This is a genomic window from Pseudomonas sp. PvP100 (assembly GCF_017833055.1).
In the GTDB taxonomy this organism is placed as follows: Bacteria; Pseudomonadota; Gammaproteobacteria; order Pseudomonadales; family Pseudomonadaceae; genus Aquipseudomonas; species Aquipseudomonas syringae.
On the sequence record NZ_JAFIBO010000001.1, the window covers coordinates 4,978,122 to 4,997,476 of the forward strand.

A 19,355-nucleotide genomic window follows, 5' to 3' on the forward strand; every position below is an offset into this window, starting at 1 on the left:
CTTCGCGAGCAAGCTCGCTCCCACATAGCCCGGATCATCCCCGAATCCGTGGGAGTGAGCTTGCTCACGAAGAGGCCTATGCAGCCGCTGAAAATCTACTGATCCATTAAGTCTGTGCTATCAGAACAAATCGATCGGCGCGGACTCATCTGCCGGCAACGGGCTGCCCGGTGCGCTGCTGCCGCCCAGTTCGTTGACGCTTGGCGGTGTGTCTTCGCTTTTGAACAACTCGAAGAATGCGTTCGGCGTGCTTGGCGTGGCGGCGCGGCCACTCAATGGGTCGACGCGCAGGCTGAGAATGCCTGGCGGTTCGGCCTGCTGATGCGGTGGCTTGTCCTTGAGCGCGGCGCTCATGTAGTCCATCCAGATCGGCAGCGAGACCGTCCCCCCGAATTCGTGACGGCCAAGGCTTTCAGGCTGATCGAAACCACTCCACACCGTCGTCACGTAATCCGCGTTGTAGCCCGAGAACCACGCATCCTTGGAATCGTTGGTGGTACCGGTCTTGCCCGCGATGTCCGGTCTGTTCATGGACAGCGCGCGGCGCCCGGTGCCGCGCTTGATCACGTCCTGCAGCATGCTGTTCAAAATGTACGTGGTGCGGCCATCGACAATGCGCTCGGCAACGGCAGGCGCTTGCGGCTGGGCGGGTGCGCCCGGTGGACCCGCAACGACGCTCGGGCTGTCATGCACGGCAAACGTCGACGTATTGGGCGCTGTGTTCACATCGTTGACCGGAACGCTTGGCGGGTTGGCGACGAACAGGGTCTGACCGTCACGGTTCTCGATGGTCTGGATCAGATAAGGGCTGACCTTGTAACCACCGTTGGCGAAGGTCGCCCAGCCGGTGGCGATTTCCATCGGGGTCAACGTCGCCGTACCCAGTGCCAGCGACAGGTTGCGCGGCAAGTCCTGCTTGGAGAAGCCGAAGCGGGTGATGTAGTCGATGGTGCTGTCGATGCCGAGGGCCTGGAGCAGGCGGATCGATACCAGGTTGCGAGACTTGTACAGCGCCTCGCGCAGGCGGATCGGCCCAAGGAAGGTGTTGGTGTCATTTTTCGGACGCCATACCTTGTCCAGATATTCGTCGACGAACACGATAGGCGCGTCGTTCACCAGGCTGGAAGCGGTGTAACCGTTATCGAGTGCGGCACTATAGATGAACGGCTTGAAGCTCGAGCCCGGTTGGCGTTTGGCCTGCATGGCGCGGTTGTAGTTGCTCTGCTCGAACGCGAAGCCGCCGACCAGCGAGCGAATGGCACCGTTCTGCGGATCAAGCGATACCAGCGCGCTTTGCGCGACGGGAATTTGACTAAATTTCAGCGAGCCATCGTCCTGGCGCAGCAGACGGACGAGGTCGCCAACCTTTGCAACATCACCCGGCTGCTTCGGATTGGCGCCCAGGCTGTTGGTATTCAGGTAAGGCCGTGCCCACTTCATAGTGGCCCAGTCGACGGTTTCTTCCTTCTCGCCGTTGTGGGTCAGAACACGCAGACCGGTCTTGTCGACCTGCGTCACGATGCCGGGCTCAAGGCCGTTGATCGTGCGCTGTTTGGTCAGTTCCTGTACCCAGTTGACTCGGGTCATGCCCGGGAAGCGGCTTTCCGGACCACGGTAACCGTGGCGCTGGTCGTAATCGATCAAGCCCTGCTGGATGGACTTGTTGGCGTGTTCCTGAAGGTCACTAGGTACCGTCGTGGTGACGCGGAAGCCTTCTGTATAGGCCTCGCTGCCATAACGGCCGACCATTTCTGCCCGCGCCATCTCAGCGATGTACGGCGCATTCACTTCCGGTGTCGGCACGTGATAGCTGGCGTTGAGCGGCTCACTCAAAGCGGCCTGGTAAGCGGTCTGGTCGATCTTGCCCAAGCGATACATGCGGCCGAGGATCCAGTCGCGACGTTCCTTGGCGCGGGTCGGGTTGGCCAACGGGTTGAAACGTGACGGGGCCTTGGGCAGACCGGCAATCATGGCCATTTGCGCAAGGCTTACATCGCGAATCGATTTGCCATAGTAGACTTGCGCCGCCGCCTCGATCCCGTAGGCGCGGTTACCCAGATAAATCTTGTTGACGTACAGCTCGAGAATCTCGTCCTTGGTAAGTTGGCGCTCGATTTGCAAGGCCAACAGAATCTCGGTGGTTTTGCGCGAAAAGCTGCGCTCGCTGGTCAGGAAGAAGTTTTTCGCGACCTGCATGGTGATGGTACTGCCGCCTGACTGAATATGGCCGCTCTTGACCAACTGAGTGGCGGCGCGCATCAGGCTGCCCGGGTCGACGCCATAGTGGTTGGCGAAGTTGTCGTCTTCGGCCGACAGCAGTGCGTTGATGAAATTGGGCGGGATTTCCGCGAAGCGAATCGGCGTGCGGCGCATTTCACCGAACTCGGCAATCAGCTTGCCGTCGCTGGTGAACACGCGCAGGGGGATTTGCAGTTGAATGCTTCGCAGCGCATCAACGGATGGCAGGGTCGGGCTCAGGTAAAGAAACGCGCCGCTCAGGCCAAGCAACAGCGAGCAGAATACCGCGACGAGGGACCACCAGAAAAACTTCAGCAGGCGTATCAAGGCTTTTGGATTTCCAGAAAAAATAATGGGTTAAGCGCAGGCATTTACAAATGAACATGCCTTGAAGCTTTGTTAAATGAAAAAAACGCTGGGCATTATAAGCATTTTTCGTCCCCAAGCGTGATTTGCGCTACTGTCAAGGCTGTCGACAGTGACGTTGGCCCGAAATAACTCCGTAAGTGACGGAAACTCATAGGAATCAGGTTGTGTTCGAACTCTTCAGTAAGAAGGCCAACACCCTTCTAGGGATCGATATTAGCTCCACCTCGGTAAAACTCCTGGAATTGAGTCGTTCCGGCACCCGTTACAAGGTCGAGTCTTACGCAGTAGAGCCATTGCCGGCCAACGCGGTCGTCGAAAAGAACATTGCCGAACTCGAAGGGGTCGGGCAGGCGTTGTCACGCGTGCTCGTCAAGGCCAAGACCAGCGTCAAGATCGTGGCGGTTGCCGTGGCCGGTTCGGCGGTGATCACCAAGACCATCGAGATGGACGCCGGGCTTTCCGACGATGACATGGAAAACCAGCTCAAGCTTGAAGCTGACCAGTACATCCCCTATCCGCTGGAAGAAGTCGCCATCGATTTCGAAGTGCAGGGCTATTCGGTGCGCAACCCCGAGCGCGTCGAGGTGTTACTGGCTGCCTGCCGCAAGGAAAACGTCGAAGTACGCGAGGCCGCGCTGGCACTGGCCGGGCTGACCGCACGCGTTGTCGATGTCGAGGCCTACGCGCTTGAGCGTTCGTTCGGTTTGCTGGCGGCGCAACTGGGCAATGGCCATGACGAGCTGACGGTGGCCGTGGTCGATATCGGCGCCACCATGACCACCCTGAGCGTGCTGCATCATGGACGGATCATCTATACCCGCGAGCAGCTGTTTGGTGGGCGCCAGTTGACTGACGAAATCCAGCGCCGCTACGGGCTCTCCATGGAGGAAGCCGGGCTTGCCAAGAAGCAGGGCGGCTTGCCCGACGATTACGTCAGCGAGGTGCTCGAGCCCTTCAAGGAAGCGCTGGTGCAGCAGGTTTCCCGATCCCTGCAGTTCTTCTTCGCGGCCGGTCAATACAACTCAGTGGATCACATCATGCTGGCAGGCGGCACGGCCTCGATTTCAGGGCTTGAGCATCTGATCCAGCGGCGCATCGGCACGCCGACCATGGTCGCCAACCCGTTTGCCGACATGGCACTGAGCTCCAAGGTCAATGCAGGCGCTCTGGCCAGTGATGCGCCGGCGCTGATGATCGCGTGCGGCCTGGCGTTGAGGAGCTTCGACTGATGGCGCGGATCAACTTATTACCGTGGCGCGAAGAGCTTCGCGAAGAACGAAAGAAACGCTTCCTGACCGCACTGGTCGGCGTGCTGGTGGTGTCAGTCGGCATTCTGTTTCTGATCGATCGTTACGTCAGCAATGGCATCGAGCATCAGATGGCGCGCAATGCCTTTCTGCAGACGCAGATTGCTCAGCTCGATATCCGTATCAAGGAGATCAGTGATCTCAAGGCCCGTCGCAAACAGTTGCTCGAGCGCATGAAGATCATTCAGGACCTGCAAGGCAACCGCCCGATCACCGGACGCGTCTTCGATCAACTGGCGCGGACCCTGCCGGATGGCGTTTATTACTCGCAGGTCAAAATGACCGACAAGCTGATTGCCATTAGTGGCGCTGCCGAGTCGAACAACCGGGTTTCCGACCTGATGCGTAACCTTGAAGCCTCTGACTGGCTGGAAGCGCCGAGCCTCACTGAGGTCAAGGCCACTACGGCCGGTGCTGTGGATCAAGCCAACGTCTTTCAGCTGACCGTACGTCAGACTCAGCCCCCGGTTGCCGCTGTCCCTGCCGCAGGAGCCAAGCCATGAATATGTCCGAATGGCTGGAAGGGCTGCGCAAGGTCGATCTGAGCGAACTGGACCTGAACAACCTGGGCTCATGGCCAGCAGCGGTCAAGGCCATTGCCGGGCTGCTGGTTGCGGTCACGATTTTCGCACTGGGCTATTTCTTCTTTATCCAGGACCTGGAAACCCAGCTGGAAAGTGCCCAGAGCAGCGAGGTGACGCTCAAGGAGCAGTTCTCCAACAAGGCCTTCCAGGCGGCCAACCTCGAGCCGTACAAGAAGCAGATGGAAGAAATGGAAAACACCTTCGGCGCGCTGCTGCGGCAATTGCCCAGCGACACCGAAGTGCCCGGCCTGCTTGAGGACATCACGCGCACCGGGTTGGGAAGCGGGCTCGAGTTCGAGGAAATCAAGCTGCTGCCCGAGGCGGTCCAGCAGTTCTACATCGAGCTGCCGATACAGATCACCGTGGTCGGGGGTTATCACGACCTGGCGACCTTCGTCAGCGGCGTAGCCAGCCTGCCGCGCATCGTCACGCTGCATGATTTCGAGATCAAGCCGGTCGATCCCAAAGTGCCAACCAAATTGCGCATGAGCATTCTGGCCAAGACCTACCGCTACAACGATGAAGGGCTGAAGAAATGAGGGCGGCGCGATTGCTGTGCGTCAGTGTGGTTCTGGCAGGGCTCGCCGGTTGCGGTAATGACAATGATTTTGCCGATCTGTCTGAATTCATGGATCAGGCCAGAGCCCGCCCGAGTGGCAACGTCGAGCCGCTCCCCAAGTTTCGGCCGTATGAGGCGTTCACCTATAACGCCTCCACGCTGCGCAGTCCGTTTCAACCGCCGGTCAAGATCGACCTGCTCAACCGGCAGAAGGGTTCACGCCTGGTGGCGCCGGACGAACACCGGGTCAGGCAGTTCCTTGAAGGCTTCAATATCGAGTCGTTCGAGATGGTCGGCACGATTGGCAACGAGTCAGGGACCTTTGCCCTGCTGCGCGGTGCCGGAGGTGTTCATCGCGTCAAGGTGGGCGACTACCTTGGGCGTAACAACGGCCGGGTAGTGTCGATCGGCGACGCGCAGGTTGATGTCATCGAAATTGTTCCTGATGGAGAGGGGGCGTGGCTGGAAAGGCCGCGCACGATCGCCCTCAAAGAACGCTCATGAAGTGGGCAAGGCCAAGTATGCACAGTAGCGCTCAACGGAAATTGATCATGACCCGGATTCTCTCGATTATCGGCGTGTCGTTATGCATCGCGATGCTGTCGCCGGTTCTCCAGGCTGCCAACCTCAAGACCCTGGATGTCGCCGCCCTGCCGGGCGATCGCATCGAGCTGAAGCTGGCATTCGATGCCCCGGTGCCTGCACCGCGCGGTTACACCACGTCGCAACCGGCGCGCATTGCGCTGGATCTGCCGGGTGTTACCAGCCAGCTGGCGACCAAAAGTCGTGATCTGGGCAGCGGCAATGCGCGCAGTGTGGTTGTGGTTCAGGCTCAGGACCGCACTCGGGTGATCATCAACCTGACCACGCTTTCGCCTTACAGCTCCCGCGTCGATGGCAACAACCTGTTCGTGGTCATCGGCCAGGGTGCCGGCGCCGCGCAAGCCTCCCAGCCGACCACTGCGATGGGCGCGCAACGGGTCGCGGTGCCGCCGCCCACGCCGGCATCCGCCAGGCCGTTCATCCCCGCTGGCGTCAAGGCCATCAGGAATGTCGATTTCCAGCGTGGCGAGCTGGGTGAAGGCAATGTGGTCATCGACCTGAGCAACCCCAGCATTGCCCCGGATATTCAGGAGCAGGGCGGCAAGATCCGCGTGGACTTCGCCAAGACCCAACTGCCCGAACCGCTGCGCGTCCGCCTGGACGTCAAGGACTTCGCCACGCCGGTGCAGTTCGTCAGTGCTTCGGCGTCGGGTGACAAGGCCAGCATTCTGATCGAGCCGTCGGGCGCCTTCGACTACTCGGCGTTTCAGACCGAAAACAAGCTGACGATCAGCGTGCGTCCATTGACCAACGAGGACGTCGACCGCCGCGCCGCTGACAAACCGGCGTACACCGGTGAAAAGCTGTCGCTGAACTTCCAGGACATCGACGTGCGTTCGGTGCTGCAGCTGATTGCCGACTTCACCAACCTCAATCTGGTGGCCAGCGATACGGTCCAGGGTGGTATCACTCTGCGTCTGCAGAATGTGCCGTGGGATCAGGCGCTGGACCTGGTGCTGAAAACCAAGGGCCTGGACAAACGCAAGGTCGGCAACGTGCTGCTGGTTGCGCCAGCCGATGAAATTGCCGCCCGCGAGCGTCAGGAGCTGGAGTCGCTCAAGCAGATCGCCGAGCTGGCGCCCCTGCGCCGTGAGCTGTTGCAGGTCAATTACGCCAAGGCTGCCGACATCGCCAAGCTGTTCCAGTCTGTGACCAGTGCCGAGTCCAAGGCCGATGAGCGCGGCTCGATCACGGTGGACGACCGGACCAATAACATCATTGCCTACCAGACCCAGGAACGACTCGACGAACTGCGTCGTATCGTTTCGCAACTGGACATCCCGGTACGCCAGGTGATGATCGAGGCGCGCATCGTCGAGGCCAACGTCGATTACAACAAGCAGCTCGGGGTTCGCTGGGGCGGCTCTACGAACACCAGCGGTAACAGAAAATGGACAACCTACGGGCTTGACAATAATGGCGACGAGGCCGGTAACACCAGCGGCAACCTGACCCCCAACGTGCCGTTCGTGGACCTGGGCGCAGCCGGCGCCACCTCGGGTATCGGCCTTGGTTTCGTGACCAACAACACGTTGCTGGACCTTGAACTGAGTGCCATGGAGAAAACCGGCAACGGTGAAATCGTCTCCCAGCCCAAGGTGGTCACTTCCGACAAGGAAACCGCCAAGATCCTCAAGGGTACGGAGATCCCGTATCAGGAATCCAGCTCCAGCGGTGCGACCACCGTGAGCTTCAAGGAGGCTTCCCTGTCGCTTGAAGTGACGCCGCAGATCACGCCGGACAATCGCATCATCATGGAAGTGAAGGTCACCAAGGACGAGCCGGACTACCTGAATGCGGTGCTGGGTGTGCCGCCGATCAAGAAGAACGAGGTCAACGCCAAAGTGCTGATTTCCGACGGCGAGACCATCGTCATCGGTGGTGTGTTCTCGAATACGCAAAGTAAAGTTGTCGATAAAGTGCCATTTCTTGGCGATGTACCGTATCTTGGCCGGCTTTTCAGGCGCGATGTGGTATCTGAGTCCAAATCCGAGCTGTTGGTATTTCTGACTCCGCGTATCATGAACAACCAGGCGATTTCTGTGAGTCGTTGATTTTGTGCGAAATTTAATACTTGTGGGGCCGATGGGTGCTGGCAAGAGCACCATCGGCCGCTTGCTTGCCAAAGAATTGCGACTGCCGTTCAAGGATTCCGACAAGGAAATCGAGCTGCGTACGGGCGCCAACATTCCCTGGATCTTCGACAAGGAAGGCGAACCGGGTTTTCGTGATCGCGAGCAGGCCATGATTGCCGAACTGTGCGACGCCGATGGCGTGGTTCTGGCGACCGGCGGTGGCGCGGTCATGCGCAGCGAAAATCGCCAGGCACTGCGGGCCGGCGGGCGCGTGGTTTACTTGCACGCCTCGATCGAGCAGCAGGTGGGGCGCACCGCGCGTGATCGCAATCGTCCTTTGCTGCGTACCGCTGATCCTGCCCGTGTGCTGAGCGAACTGCTGGCCATCCGCGACCCGCTTTATCGGGAAATCGCCGATATCGTGATTGAAACCGATGAGCGGCCACCCCGAATGGTGGTTCTCGAGATACTGGCGCGACTGGCAGAGCTTCCTCCCCGTTAAAGCGCAGGCGAAAATGCGCTATTCTCGTCGCCCAGCAAAACAGCGTCGGTTCGTGGCCTTGCGTCATGACCTGCTGAAGCACAAACCGTCCAATCGGTAATCAATGTGGGGACACATGCAGACACTTAAGGTCGAGCTTGGTGAGCGTAGCTACCCGATCCATATTGGCGAAGGCCTGCTGGATCAGCCCGAGCTCCTGGCCCCGCATATCGTCGGGCGTCAGGTTGCTATCGTCTCCAATACGACAGTGGCACCGCTGTACCTGGAGCGCCTGACGCAAACCCTGGCCGGTTACAACGTTCTGCCGATTGTTCTGCCCGATGGCGAAGCATTCAAGAACTGGGAAACCCTGCAGACCATTTTCGATGGCTTGCTGACCGCCCGTCATGATCGTCGCACCACGGTCATCGCCCTGGGTGGCGGGGTGATTGGCGACATGGCCGGGTTCGCTGCCGCTTGTTATCAGCGCGGCGTGAACTTCATCCAGATCCCGACCACACTGCTGTCTCAGGTGGATTCGTCGGTTGGCGGCAAGACCGGCATCAACCATCCGCTGGGCAAGAACATGGTGGGTGCCTTCTATCAGCCGAGTGTGGTGCTGATCGATACCACCTCGCTCGATACCCTGCCCGAGCGTGAGCTGTCCGCAGGGCTGGCGGAAGTCATCAAATATGGCCTGATCTGCGACGAGCCCTTCCTGACCTGGCTCGAAGAGCACGTCGATGCGCTGCGCGGGCTGGACCAGGCGGCGCTGACCGTAGCCATCGAACGTTCCTGCGCCGCCAAGGCGCTGGTGGTCGGCGCCGATGAGCGCGAGTCCGGTGTTCGTGCGACATTGAACCTGGGTCACACATTCGGGCACGCCATCGAGACGCATATGGGCTATGGTGTCTGGCTGCATGGCGAGGCGGTTGCTGCCGGGACGGTCATGGCGCTGGAAATGTCCTCGCGCCTGGGCTGGATCAGCACACAGGAACGGGATCGCGGCATTCGCCTGTTTCAGCGTGCCGGGCTGCCGGTCGTGCCTCCGCAGGAGATGACGGAAGACAATTTCCTCGAACACATGGCGATCGACAAGAAAGTCATCGACGGTCGCCTGCGTCTGGTGCTGTTGCGCCGGATGGGCGAAGCGGTTATCACAGACGAATATCCAAAAGAAGTATTACAGGCCACCCTGGTTGCGGATTATCGCGCCTTGGTGGATCAGCTCAGAGGTTAACGGAAACCCCATGACTAGTTTGCATGCCGACGAGGCCTTCCTCGGCCATTATCAGTTGAGTCATGACCCCTTTGCGGCGCGGGTACCTGGCTTCAAATTCTTTCCTGCCCAACGCAAGCCTGTGCTGGGTCAGCTTCATCATCTGGCGCGCTACAGTCAGCTGCTGCTGGCGGTAACCGGGCCTCAGGGCAGCGGCAAGACCCTGCTGCGCCAGGCGCTGGTGGCAAGCACCAACAAGCAGTCTGTGCAAAGTGTCGTGATTTCTGCGCGCGGTGCCGGCGATGCCGCGGGCGTGCTGCAGCAGGTCGCGCAGGCGCTGAGCGTCGCGCAGGCTGAAATGCAGTCGATCCTGTCGCAGGTCGTGCAACTCGGGCTGACCGGCCAGGAAGTCTACTTGCTGGTTGACGATGCGGAACAACTTGGCGATTCGGCGCTCGAAGCGTTGCTGGGTCTTGCTGCGGGAACGCCTGAAGGGCGTCCGCATGTATTCCTGTTCGGAGAGCCATCGCTGCTCGATCGTCTCGATCAGATGTGTGCCGACCTGCAGGGCGATGTTGAAGGCGAACGCTTTCACGTCATCGAGCTGCAACCCTATACGGAAGAGGAAACCCGGGAGTATCTGGCTCAGCGTCTGGAGGGTGCAGGGCAGGGAATCGCGTTGTTCACCGCCGACCAGATCACCGATATTCATGAACAGTCCGATGGCTGGCCTGGCGCAATCAACCAGGTAGCCCGCGATTCAATGATCGAGGCGATGATCGCGAGTCGTTCCGCGGTCAAGCGTCCAAGTGTGGGGTTCAAAATGCCGAAAAAACACGTATTGGCCTTGGGTGCCGTTGTCATAGTGGCCGTGGCAGCAGCCGTGCTGATCCCGGGTCGCGGCGACAAGACGGGTACACCCGCCAATGCCCCGGCTTCCGCTCAGGCGCAACTGCCGCTGGGTGAAGGCAAGCCAACTGCTCAACAATCCAACAACGGCAGCCCGGCCATCGAATTCGCTGGCAATTCCCAGCCGATGCCGTTGCCGATGAATGGCAACCAGCCGGTGATGCGCGGTCCTCTGGCCGAAGCCGCCGGTTCCAGTGATTCCGACGAAGACGCCGTGCCGACAGGTTCGCCTGCCCAGCCGCCGACCGTGACCACTACTGCGCCGCCAGCCGGTGTTCCGGCAGGTCAGGCCGCAGCGCAGACGCCTCGTTCGTCCATCCCTGCACCGACCCCGGCGCCAGCTGCCAAGCCGGCACCTGCGCAAACTCAGGTCGCCACAGCCAAGCCAGCCCCGGCTCCTGCTGCCAAACCGGCTGAAAAACCGGCAGCGGCCGCGGCCAAACCGGCTGCCGGCGGTAGCTGGTACAGCAGCCAGGCACCAGGCCACTATGTGGTGCAGATTCTCGGCACCAGCTCCGAAGCGACGGCCCAAGCCTACGTTGCAGAGCAGGGTGGTGAGTATCGTTATTTCAAGAAAACCCTGCAGGGCAAGCCGCTGTACGTTGTGACGTATGGCAACTTTCCTGACCGTGCTGCCGCCCTGGCAGCCATCAAGGTATTGCCAGCCAAGGTTCAGGCTGGTAAACCTTGGCCTCGTACTGTCGCCAGCGTCCAACAAGAGCTCGGCGCCACTCGTTAAAGTCGCAGCGGCCCTACCCGGGCCGCCGCCGACCTACCTGACTTAACCCGCCTGCGCGCGCGGCCTATCGGCCCGTGCCTTGCGGCGTCTGCGTTACAAGCGCCCTACAGTCTCCCGTCGCGTCAGTCAGATTCACGAAGAAATACTTTGACTAGCACAGCGACCCGTTTTAAAACTTTCATAATTGCGACATTGATTATCAGCCAATCGTCGTTAAATTTGTTAGCCCTTGTGTCGCTGTGTACAATGACCTCCGTTTTGCCTGTCCGAAGCTGGCGCACGTTCGGCGTGACAGGTAATTGGTTGAATTAAAAGGAAATTTGCCTCGCATAGAGGCAGCCTGGTGAGAAAGTGTCTATGAAAGCAGGTCTGTACCAACCAGATGAATTCAAGGATAACTGCGGCTTCGGCCTGATCGCTCATATGCAGGGCGAGCCCAGTCATCACCTGTTGCAGACGGCCGTTCAGGCCCTGACCTGCATGACCCACCGTGGCGGTATCAACGCCGACGGCAAGACCGGCGACGGTTGCGGTCTGTTGATTCAGAAGCCCGATGGCTTCCTGCGTGCGATCGCCAAGCAACACTTCAACGTCGATCTGCCCCGCCAATATGCTGTGGGCATGGTGTTCCTCAATCAGGACGACGCCAGGGCCGACGCCGCGCGCGAAAACATGAACCGCGAAATCCTCGCCGAAGGCCTGGATCTGGTGGGCTGGCGTCAGGTGCCGATCGATACCAGCGTTCTGGGTCGCCTGGCGCTGGAGCGCCTGCCGAAAATCGAGCAAGTATTCATTGGCGGTGAAGGCCTGAGCGATCAGGAATTCGCCATCAAACTGTTCAGTGCGCGTCGCCGCTCGTCGGTGTCCAACGCCGCAGATACCGATCACTACATCTGCAGCTTTTCGCACAAGACCATCATTTATAAAGGCCTGATGATGCCGGCCGACCTCACGGCCTTCTTCCCGGACCTGAGCGACGAGCGTCTGCAGACCGCTATCTGCGTGTTCCACCAGCGCTTTTCCACCAATACCCTGCCGAAATGGCCGCTGGCGCAGCCGTTCCGCTTCCTCGCCCACAACGGCGAGATCAACACCATTACCGGCAACCGCAACTGGGCACAGGCGCGGCGCACCAAGTTCACCAACGATCTGATGGACCTGGACGAACTGGGCCCGCTGGTCAACCGCGTGGGTTCTGACTCATCGAGCATGGACAACATGCTTGAGCTGATGGTCACCGGCGGCATCGACCTGTTCCGTGGCGTGCGCATGATCATTCCGCCTGCGTGGCAGAACGTCGAGACCATGGACCCGGACCTGCGGGCGTTCTATGAGTACAACTCCATGCACATGGAGCCGTGGGACGGCCCTGCGGGCGTGGTCATGACCGAAGGTCGTCATGCGGTCTGCCTGCTAGACCGCAACGGCCTGCGCCCGGCGCGCTGGGTCACGACCAAGAACGGCTACATCACCCTCGCATCGGAAATCGGCGTGTGGGATTACAAACCCGAAGATGTCATCGCCAAGGGCCGTGTCGGTCCGGGGCAGATCTTTGCCGTGGACACCGAAACCGGTCAGATCCTCGACACCGATGCTATCGACAACCGCCTCAAGTCGCGTCATCCGTACAAGCAATGGCTGCGCAAGAATGCCCTGCGCATTCAGGCGACCATGGAAGACAATGACCACGGTTCGGCTTTTTACGACAGCGAGCAGCTCAAGCAGTACATGAAGATGTATCAGGTCACGTTCGAAGAGCGTGATCAGGTGCTGCGTCCGCTGGGCGAGCAGGGTCAGGAAGCCGTAGGCTCGATGGGTGACGACACGCCAATGGCCGTGCTGTCGCGTCGTGTGCGCTCGCCTTACGATTACTTCCGTCAGCAGTTCGCGCAGGTGACCAACCCGCCGATCGACCCGCTGCGTGAAGCCATCGTCATGTCGCTGGAGATCTGCCTTGGTGCCGAGCGCAATATCTTCCAGGAGTCACCGGAGCACGCCTCGCGCGTGATCCTCAGCTCGCCGGTCATTTCGCCAGCCAAATGGCGCTCGCTGATGAACCTGGAGCGTCCAGGGTTCGAGCGCCATATCATTGACCTGAACTACGATGAAAGCCTGGGCCTTGAAGCCGCTGTGCGCAGCGTTGCCGATCAGGCCGAAGAGGCCGTGCGTGCCGGTCATACACTGATCGTGCTGAGCGACCGACACATCGCGCCGGGCAAGCTGCCGGTGCACGCCTCGCTGGCGGTCGGCGCGGTTCACCACCGTCTGACCGAGCGGGGTCTGCGCTGCGACAGCAACATCCTGGTCGAAACCGCAACGGCGCGTGACCCGCACCATTTCGCCGTGCTGATCGGCTTCGGCGCCTCGGCGGTCTATCCGTTCCTGGCCTACGAAGTGCTGGGCGACCTGATCCGTACCGGCGAAGTACTGGGCGATCTGTACGAAGTCTTCAAGAACTACCGCAAAGGCATCACCAAGGGCCTGCTCAAGATCCTCTCGAAGATGGGCATCTCGACCGTTGCGTCCTACCGTGGCGCGCAGTTGTTCGAAGCCATTGGCCTGTCCGAGGAAGTTTGCGACCTCAGCTTCCGCGGTGTACCGAGCCGCCTGAAGGGCGCGCGCTTTGTCGACATCGAAGCCGAACAGAAGGCGCTGGCTGCCGAGGCCTGGAGCCCGCGCAAGCCGATCCAGCAAGGCGGCCTGCTCAAGTTCGTGTTTGGTGGCGAGTACCACGCCTACAATCCGGACGTGGTCAGCACCCTGCAGGCTGCCGTGCAGCAGGGCGACTACAGCAAGTTCAAGGAATACACCTCACTGGTGGACCAGCGTCCGGTGTCGATGATTCGTGACCTGCTGCAGGTCAGGACAATCGATCAGCCGCTGAACATCGACGAAATCGAGCCGCTGAGCGAAATCTTCAAGCGCTTCGACTCGGCCGGTATTTCTCTGGGCGCTTTGTCGCCCGAGGCCCACGAAGCGTTGGCCGAGGCGATGAATCGTCTGGGCGCGCGCTCCAACTCCGGTGAGGGTGGCGAAGACCCGGCCCGTTACGGCACGGTCCGCAGTTCCAAGATCAAGCAGATCGCGACGGGCCGCTTTGGCGTGACGCCCGAGTATCTGGTCAATGCCGATGTGCTGCAGATCAAGGTCGCGCAGGGTGCCAAGCCAGGCGAGGGCGGGCAACTGCCCGGCGGCAAGGTCAATGGCCTGATCGCCAAGCTGCGTTATGCAGTACCGGGCGTGACGCTGATTTCGCCGCCTCCACACCACGACATCTATTCCATCGAAGACTTGTCGCAGCTGATTTTTGACCTGAAACAGGTCAACCCGGCGGCGCTGGTCTCGGTCAAGCTGGTGGCAGAAGCGGGCGTCGGCACCATTGCCGCCGGTGTCGCCAAGGCCTATGCCGACCTGATCACCATTTCCGGTTACGACGGTGGCACCGGCGCATCGCCGCTGACCTCGATCAAGTACGCCGGCGCACCGTGGGAGCTGGGGCTGGCCGAAACCCACCAGACCCTGCGTGGCAACGACCTGCGCGGCAAGGTTCGGGTACAAACCGACGGTGGTCTGAAAACCGGCCTGGACGTGATCAAGGCCGCCATCCTCGGGGCCGAAAGCTTCGGCTTCGGCACCGCGCCGATGATCGCGCTGGGCTGCAAATACCTGCGTATCTGCCACCTGAACAACTGCGCCACCGGCGTAGCGACCCAGAACGAAAAGCTGCGCAAGGACCACTACATCGGCACCGTCGACATGGTGATCAACTTCTTCACCTACGTGGCGGAAGAAACCCGCGAGTGGCTGGCCAAGCTGGGTGTTCGCTCACTGGAAGAGCTGATCGGCCGCACCGACCTGCTGGACATCCTGCCGGGCGAAACCGAGAAGCAGCAGCATCTGGACCTGACACCGTTGCTGGGCAGTGACCACATTCCGGCCGACAAGCCTCAGTTCAGCCAGGTGGATCGCAACCCGCCGTTCGACAAGGGCCTGCTGGCCGAGAAGATGGTGGAGATGGCCAAGCCGGCCATCGAGTCGCTCAGTGGCGGCGACTACGAGCTGGATATCTGCAACTGCGACCGTTCGATCGGCGCGCGCATCTCTGGCGAAATCGCCAGACTGCACGGCAACCAGGGCATGAACAAGGCACCTGTCACCTTCCGCTTCAAGGGCACTGCCGGTCAGAGCTTCGGGGTGTGGAACGCCGGTGGCCTGAACATGTATCTGGAAGGCGATGCCAACGACTACGTCGGCAAGGGCATGACCGCTGGCAAGCTGGTGATCGTGCCGCCCAAGGGCAGCCCGTTCAAGACCAACGAAAGCGCGATCATCGGCAACACCTGCCTGTACGGCGCAACCGGCGGCAAGCTGTTTGCGGCAGGTACGGCAGGCGAGCGTTTCGCCGTGCGTAACTCTGGTGCTCACACTGTTGTTGAAGGCACTGGCGATCATTGCTGCGAATACATGACGGGTGGTTTCGTCTGCGTACTGGGCAAGACCGGCTACAACTTCGGTTCCGGCATGACCGGCGGTTTCGCCTACGTGCTCGACCTGGACAACACCTTCGTTGACCTCGTCAACCATGAACTGGTCGAGATCCAGCGTATCAGCGGCGAATCGATGGAGGCTTACCGCACTCACCTGCAAAGCGTCCTGAATGAATACGTCGCAGAAACCGACAGCGAATGGGGCCGTAATATCGCGGAAAACCTGGACGATTACCTGCGTCGTTTCTGGCTGGTCAAGCCCAAGGCTGCCAACCTGAAATCGCTGCTCTCCAGCACTCGGGCCAACCCGCAATAACAGCAGCTGCGAGCGGCAAGCTTCACGCCGCACGTTAACAGCAGTGCGCCAATTGCCTGCGATCATGATTCCCGCAGCTTCAGGCTTGTAACCTGAAGCTGCCGCAAAGAGGCTCCAGAGAATGGCTGAACGTCTCAGTAACGACTTCCAGTTCATCGACGTCGGACGTAAAGACCCGAAGAAGAAACTGCTGCGTCAACGCAAGAAAGAGTTCGTGGAAATCTACGAGCCTTTCAAGCCCCAGCAGTCTGCCGATCAAGCGCACCGCTGCCTGGGCTGCGGCAACCCGTATTGCGAATGGAAGTGCCCGGTGCACAACTTCATTCCCAACTGGCTCAAGCTGGTCGCCGAGGGCAATATCCTCGCGGCTGCGGAATTGTCGCACCAGACCAACACCCTGCCGGAAGTCTGCGGCCGTGTGTGCCCGCAGGATCGCCTGTGTGAAGGTGCCTGCACACTGAACGACGGTTTTGGTGCGGTAACCATCGGTTCGGTCGAGAAGTACATCACCGATACTGCCTTTGCGATGGGCTGGCGTCCGGACATGTCCAAGGTCGTGCCGACCGGCAAGCGCGTCGCGATCATCGGCGCGGGGCCTGCGGGCCTGGGCTGTGCCGACGTGCTGGTGCGCGGCGGCGTGACCCCGGTGGTGTTCGACAAGAACCCGGAAATCGGCGGTCTGCTGACCTTCGGTATCCCGGAATTCAAGCTGGAGAAATCCGTGCTGAGCCATCGCCGTGAAGTGTTCACCGGCATGGGTATCGAATTCCGTCTCAACACCGAAGTCGGCAAGGATGTCACCATCGATCAACTGCTCGCCGAGTACGATGCGGTGTTCATGGGCATGGGCACCTACACCTACATGAAAGGCGGCTTCCCCGGTGAGGATCTGCCGGGCGTGCACGATGCGCTCGACTTCCTGATCGCCAACGTCAATCGCAACCTGGGTTTTGAAAAGGCGCCGGAAGACTTTGTCGACATGAAGGGCAAGCGGGTCGTGGTTCTGGGCGGTGGCGACACGGCGATGGACTGCAACCGCACCTCGATCCGCCAGGGCGCCAAGTCAGTGACCTGCGCCTACCGTCGCGACGAAGAAAACATGCCTGGCTCGCGCAAGGAAGTGAAAAACGCCAAGGAAGAAGGCGTGAGGTTCCTCTACAACCGTCAGCCTATCGCCATCATTGGCGAAGGTAAGGTTGAAGGCGTGAAAGTGGTCGAGACGCGCCTGGGCGAACCGGATGCCCGTGGTCGTCGCAGTCCCGAACCGATTCCGGGCTCCGAAGAGATCATCCCGGCAGAAGCCGTGGTCATCGCCTTCGGCTTCCGCCCAAGCCCGGCGCCCTGGTTCGAGCAGTTCACCATAAGCACCGACAGCCAGGGCCGCGTCGTGGCCCCGGAACAGGCGCAGTACAAGCACCAGACCAGCAACCCGAAGATCTTCGCGGGTGGCGACATGGTGCGCGGCTCCGACCTGGTGGTGACCGCTATCTTCGAAGGCCGTAATGCGGCTGAAGGGATTCTGGATTACCTGGGCGTCTGAGCCTTGTGTTGCCAGAGCGTGCCGCTACTCAGGCGCGCTCTGGCAACAAGCGTCTACCCATCACGGGTAATTTACCGATTTCTCTGACATCCCTTCTGCCCCCTCCTTCCTAAGCTTGGTGTAACTCGCTCAAGACGAGCGTTTTATCAACCAGGGAAGGACATCATGAACAATCAGTTTGGTTTCTGTCTCGCGCTCTCGATAGCGCCCTGCACATTTGCCAGCCAGGCGTACGCCAACTTCGATGGACCGGTTTTCGGTTCGATCATCGAAAACAAGGCGGTTTACTTTGAGTCCAGTGTCGAGCTCCAGCGACGCATGAGCGCAGGCAGCCTGACCTCTGCCGGGCTGGTGACAGACCTGCTCCAGCGCATCGAAGTGCTGAACAAAAATGGCCCGGCGCTTAACGCCCTCATTGAAATCAACCCCGACGCTCTGCAGATAGCCGCGCAACTGGACGGGGAGCGTTCCCGTGGGGAGCAACGTGGGCCGCTGCATGGCATCCCCATCGTGATAAAAGACAATCTCGATACGGCCGACAGGATGCAGACGACTGCGGGTGCGCTCGCTATGGTCGGGGCGCCTGCGCCCCACGATGCTTTCGTGGTGCAGCGGCTTCGCGAGGCCGGCGCGATCATCATCGGCAAAGCCAATCTCAGCGAATGGGCGCATTTTCGTGGGTACGAGGTGCCGAGCGGTTGGAGTGGTCGCGGCGGGCAGACGCGTCATCCCTATGACTTGAACGCTGATCCGCTTGGCTCCAGCTCCGGTTCGGCAGTGGCTCTTGCGGCTGGATTTTCACCCCTGGCGGTGGGCACCGAAACCAATGGGTCGATCATCCAGCCTGCAGCCACGAGTGGTGTCGTAGGGCTGAGGCCTACGCTGGGCCGGCTCAGCCGTACCGGCATGATTCCGCTCTCCAGTCGTCAGGACACCCCCGGGCCCATGGCGCGAACGGTCACGGATACCGCCATCCTGCTGACGGCGATGAGCGGTACCGACCCTCTCGACGAAGCCACCGCCCGAGCCTGCGCTGACACCGTGAACTATGTCGATCAGCTCAGAGCGGACGCGTTGAACGGCAAGCGCCTGGGCTATTCGAGCCACACCCATGACGGCATGCTGATGGACGACGATCCTGAATTCCAAAAGGTGAAGAGTCGTTTGAGTTCGGCCGGGGCGATACTGGTTCCAGTCGACGTTCCGTCGATTGACAGCACCCCGGAGTATCGAGTGCTGCTGCATGACTTCAAGCGTGAGCTTAACGCTTACTTGAGCACACGCACCGGGCTGGGGGTCAGCACGCTGGATGACATCATTGCATTCAATACCGCGTCTGATGGCGCGCAAGCCTATGACCAGGATTTATTGATTGACTCCTCGGGCGCGACTCTCGATCAGGAGAATTACCTGTCCATTGCAACCCATTTGCGCACTGCTCATCGGCAATTGATCGATGGGCTCCTGCAACAGCACTCGCTTGACGCGCTCATTGACTGGTCAGAGGTTTCGTTCAAAGCGGTTGGCGCAATCGCGGGATATCCGGGAATAACCGTGCCCGTCGGGCTCGAAGAGAATGGCCTGCCAAGAGGGTTATATTTTCTTTCCACTGCCTGGGATGAAGCTGATTTGCTGAGCTATGCCTACGCACTTGAACAGGCGCTAGCAGCATCTGCAGCTTCGGGGCATTCGGGTATCAGTCAGGATAATTGATTCCATATTCCAGCGTGGCCAAGGTCATGCCTGGATTGGGGGGCCTGGGAAAACGGTTTCGTGACGTTTTGAAATAACCTGATCCCGGTATTGAAAAGCGCTTTTCATTAAGTTTCACCGCCCTGCCGCAGGCGGTGTATCAAGGTTTCAATCCCTCTTTTGAATGCCGATCAAAGCCTGTTGCGGTGTAGGTGACAGGTGATTGTTTACAGCTGT

Annotated in this window: 12 protein-coding genes; 11 read left to right on the plus strand and 1 reads right to left on the minus strand. The window is 60.1% G+C overall.

Going from position 1 to position 19,355, the window contains the following annotated elements:
* Window positions 1-120 precede the first annotated feature (120 nt).
* Window positions 121-2,565: a penicillin-binding protein 1A gene (locus tag JOE39_RS21565; RefSeq protein ID WP_003341396.1), complete on the minus strand. Its 2,445-nt coding sequence runs from the start codon at window positions 2,563-2,565 to the stop codon at window positions 121-123.
* 206 nt (window positions 2,566-2,771) lie between these two features.
* Here JOE39_RS21565 and JOE39_RS21570 point away from each other — a divergent pair, with 206 nt between their 5' ends.
* From JOE39_RS21570 to JOE39_RS21620, 11 genes are all read left to right on the plus strand, one after another.
* Window positions 2,772-3,836: a pilus assembly protein PilM gene (locus JOE39_RS21570; RefSeq protein WP_003341394.1), complete on the plus strand. Its 1,065-nt coding sequence runs from the start codon at window positions 2,772-2,774 to the stop codon at window positions 3,834-3,836.
* On the plus strand, window positions 3,836-4,417 hold the full coding sequence (locus tag JOE39_RS21575) for a PilN domain-containing protein (RefSeq protein WP_003316651.1): 582 nt from the start codon (window positions 3,836-3,838) through the stop codon (window positions 4,415-4,417). The genes JOE39_RS21570 and JOE39_RS21575 overlap by 1 nt, the downstream gene beginning before the upstream one ends.
* Window positions 4,414-5,037, plus strand: coding sequence for a type 4a pilus biogenesis protein PilO (gene pilO, locus JOE39_RS21580; RefSeq protein ID WP_003316652.1), 624 nt, complete (start codon window positions 4,414-4,416; stop codon window positions 5,035-5,037). Before JOE39_RS21575 ends, pilO begins: the two co-directional genes overlap by 4 nt.
* Window positions 5,034-5,561 carry a type 4a pilus biogenesis lipoprotein PilP gene (gene pilP / locus JOE39_RS21585; protein WP_003316653.1) on the plus strand — a complete coding sequence of 176 codons (528 nt, stop codon included), beginning with the start codon at window positions 5,034-5,036 and terminating at the stop codon, window positions 5,559-5,561. Before pilO ends, pilP begins: the two co-directional genes overlap by 4 nt.
* A gap of 47 nt (window positions 5,562-5,608) precedes the next feature.
* Complete coding sequence (gene pilQ, locus JOE39_RS21590) at window positions 5,609-7,714, plus strand: type IV pilus secretin PilQ (protein WP_024665233.1); 2,106 nt, start codon at window positions 5,609-5,611, stop codon at window positions 7,712-7,714.
* A gap of 4 nt (window positions 7,715-7,718) precedes the next feature.
* Entirely contained in the window at window positions 7,719-8,237 is a 519-nt protein-coding gene (gene aroK, locus JOE39_RS21595) for a shikimate kinase AroK (protein ID WP_003341387.1), read from the plus strand.
* A 115-nt stretch (window positions 8,238-8,352) separates the two neighbouring features.
* Complete coding sequence (gene aroB / locus JOE39_RS21600) at window positions 8,353-9,456, plus strand: 3-dehydroquinate synthase (protein WP_024665234.1); 1,104 nt, start codon at window positions 8,353-8,355, stop codon at window positions 9,454-9,456.
* Window positions 9,457-9,466: 10 nt separating this feature from the next.
* A complete protein-coding gene (locus JOE39_RS21605) occupies window positions 9,467-11,083 on the plus strand; it encodes an AAA family ATPase (RefSeq protein ID WP_003316656.1) in 1,617 nt (538 codons plus the stop codon).
* Window positions 11,084-11,440: 357 nt separating this feature from the next.
* The gene (gene gltB / locus JOE39_RS21610) at window positions 11,441-15,886 is read left to right on the plus strand and encodes a glutamate synthase large subunit (RefSeq protein ID WP_024665235.1); all 4,446 of its coding nucleotides are present in this window, start codon (window positions 11,441-11,443) and stop codon (window positions 15,884-15,886) included.
* Window positions 15,887-16,007: 121 nt separating this feature from the next.
* On the plus strand, window positions 16,008-17,426 hold the full coding sequence (locus JOE39_RS21615; RefSeq protein WP_003422526.1) for an FAD-dependent oxidoreductase: 1,419 nt from the start codon (window positions 16,008-16,010) through the stop codon (window positions 17,424-17,426).
* A 165-nt stretch (window positions 17,427-17,591) separates the two neighbouring features.
* Window positions 17,592-19,139 (plus strand): amidase family protein, encoded by a 1,548-nt coding sequence (locus JOE39_RS21620; RefSeq protein ID WP_122220509.1) that lies wholly within the window; start codon window positions 17,592-17,594, stop codon window positions 19,137-19,139.
* Window positions 19,140-19,355: the final 216 nt, after the last annotated feature.

Bases quoted from the DNA above. Each gene is read 5' to 3' on its own strand.
- JOE39_RS21575 (WP_003316651.1), top strand. From the start codon at position 3,836: ATGGCGCGGATCAACTTATTACCGTGGCGCGAAGAGCTTCGCGAAGAA.
- gltB (WP_024665235.1), top strand. From the start codon at position 11,441: ATGAAAGCAGGTCTGTACCAACCAGATGAATTCAAGGATAACTGCGGC.
- pilO (WP_003316652.1), top strand. From the start codon at position 4,414: ATGAATATGTCCGAATGGCTGGAAGGGCTGCGCAAGGTCGATCTGAGC.
- JOE39_RS21615 (WP_003422526.1), top strand. From the start codon at position 16,008: ATGGCTGAACGTCTCAGTAACGACTTCCAGTTCATCGACGTCGGACGT.
- aroB (WP_024665234.1), top strand. From the start codon at position 8,353: ATGCAGACACTTAAGGTCGAGCTTGGTGAGCGTAGCTACCCGATCCAT.
- pilP (WP_003316653.1), top strand. From the start codon at position 5,034: ATGAGGGCGGCGCGATTGCTGTGCGTCAGTGTGGTTCTGGCAGGGCTC.
- JOE39_RS21605 (WP_003316656.1), top strand. From the start codon at position 9,467: ATGACTAGTTTGCATGCCGACGAGGCCTTCCTCGGCCATTATCAGTTG.
- JOE39_RS21620 (WP_122220509.1), top strand. From the start codon at position 17,592: ATGAACAATCAGTTTGGTTTCTGTCTCGCGCTCTCGATAGCGCCCTGC.
- pilQ (WP_024665233.1), top strand. From the start codon at position 5,609: ATGACCCGGATTCTCTCGATTATCGGCGTGTCGTTATGCATCGCGATG.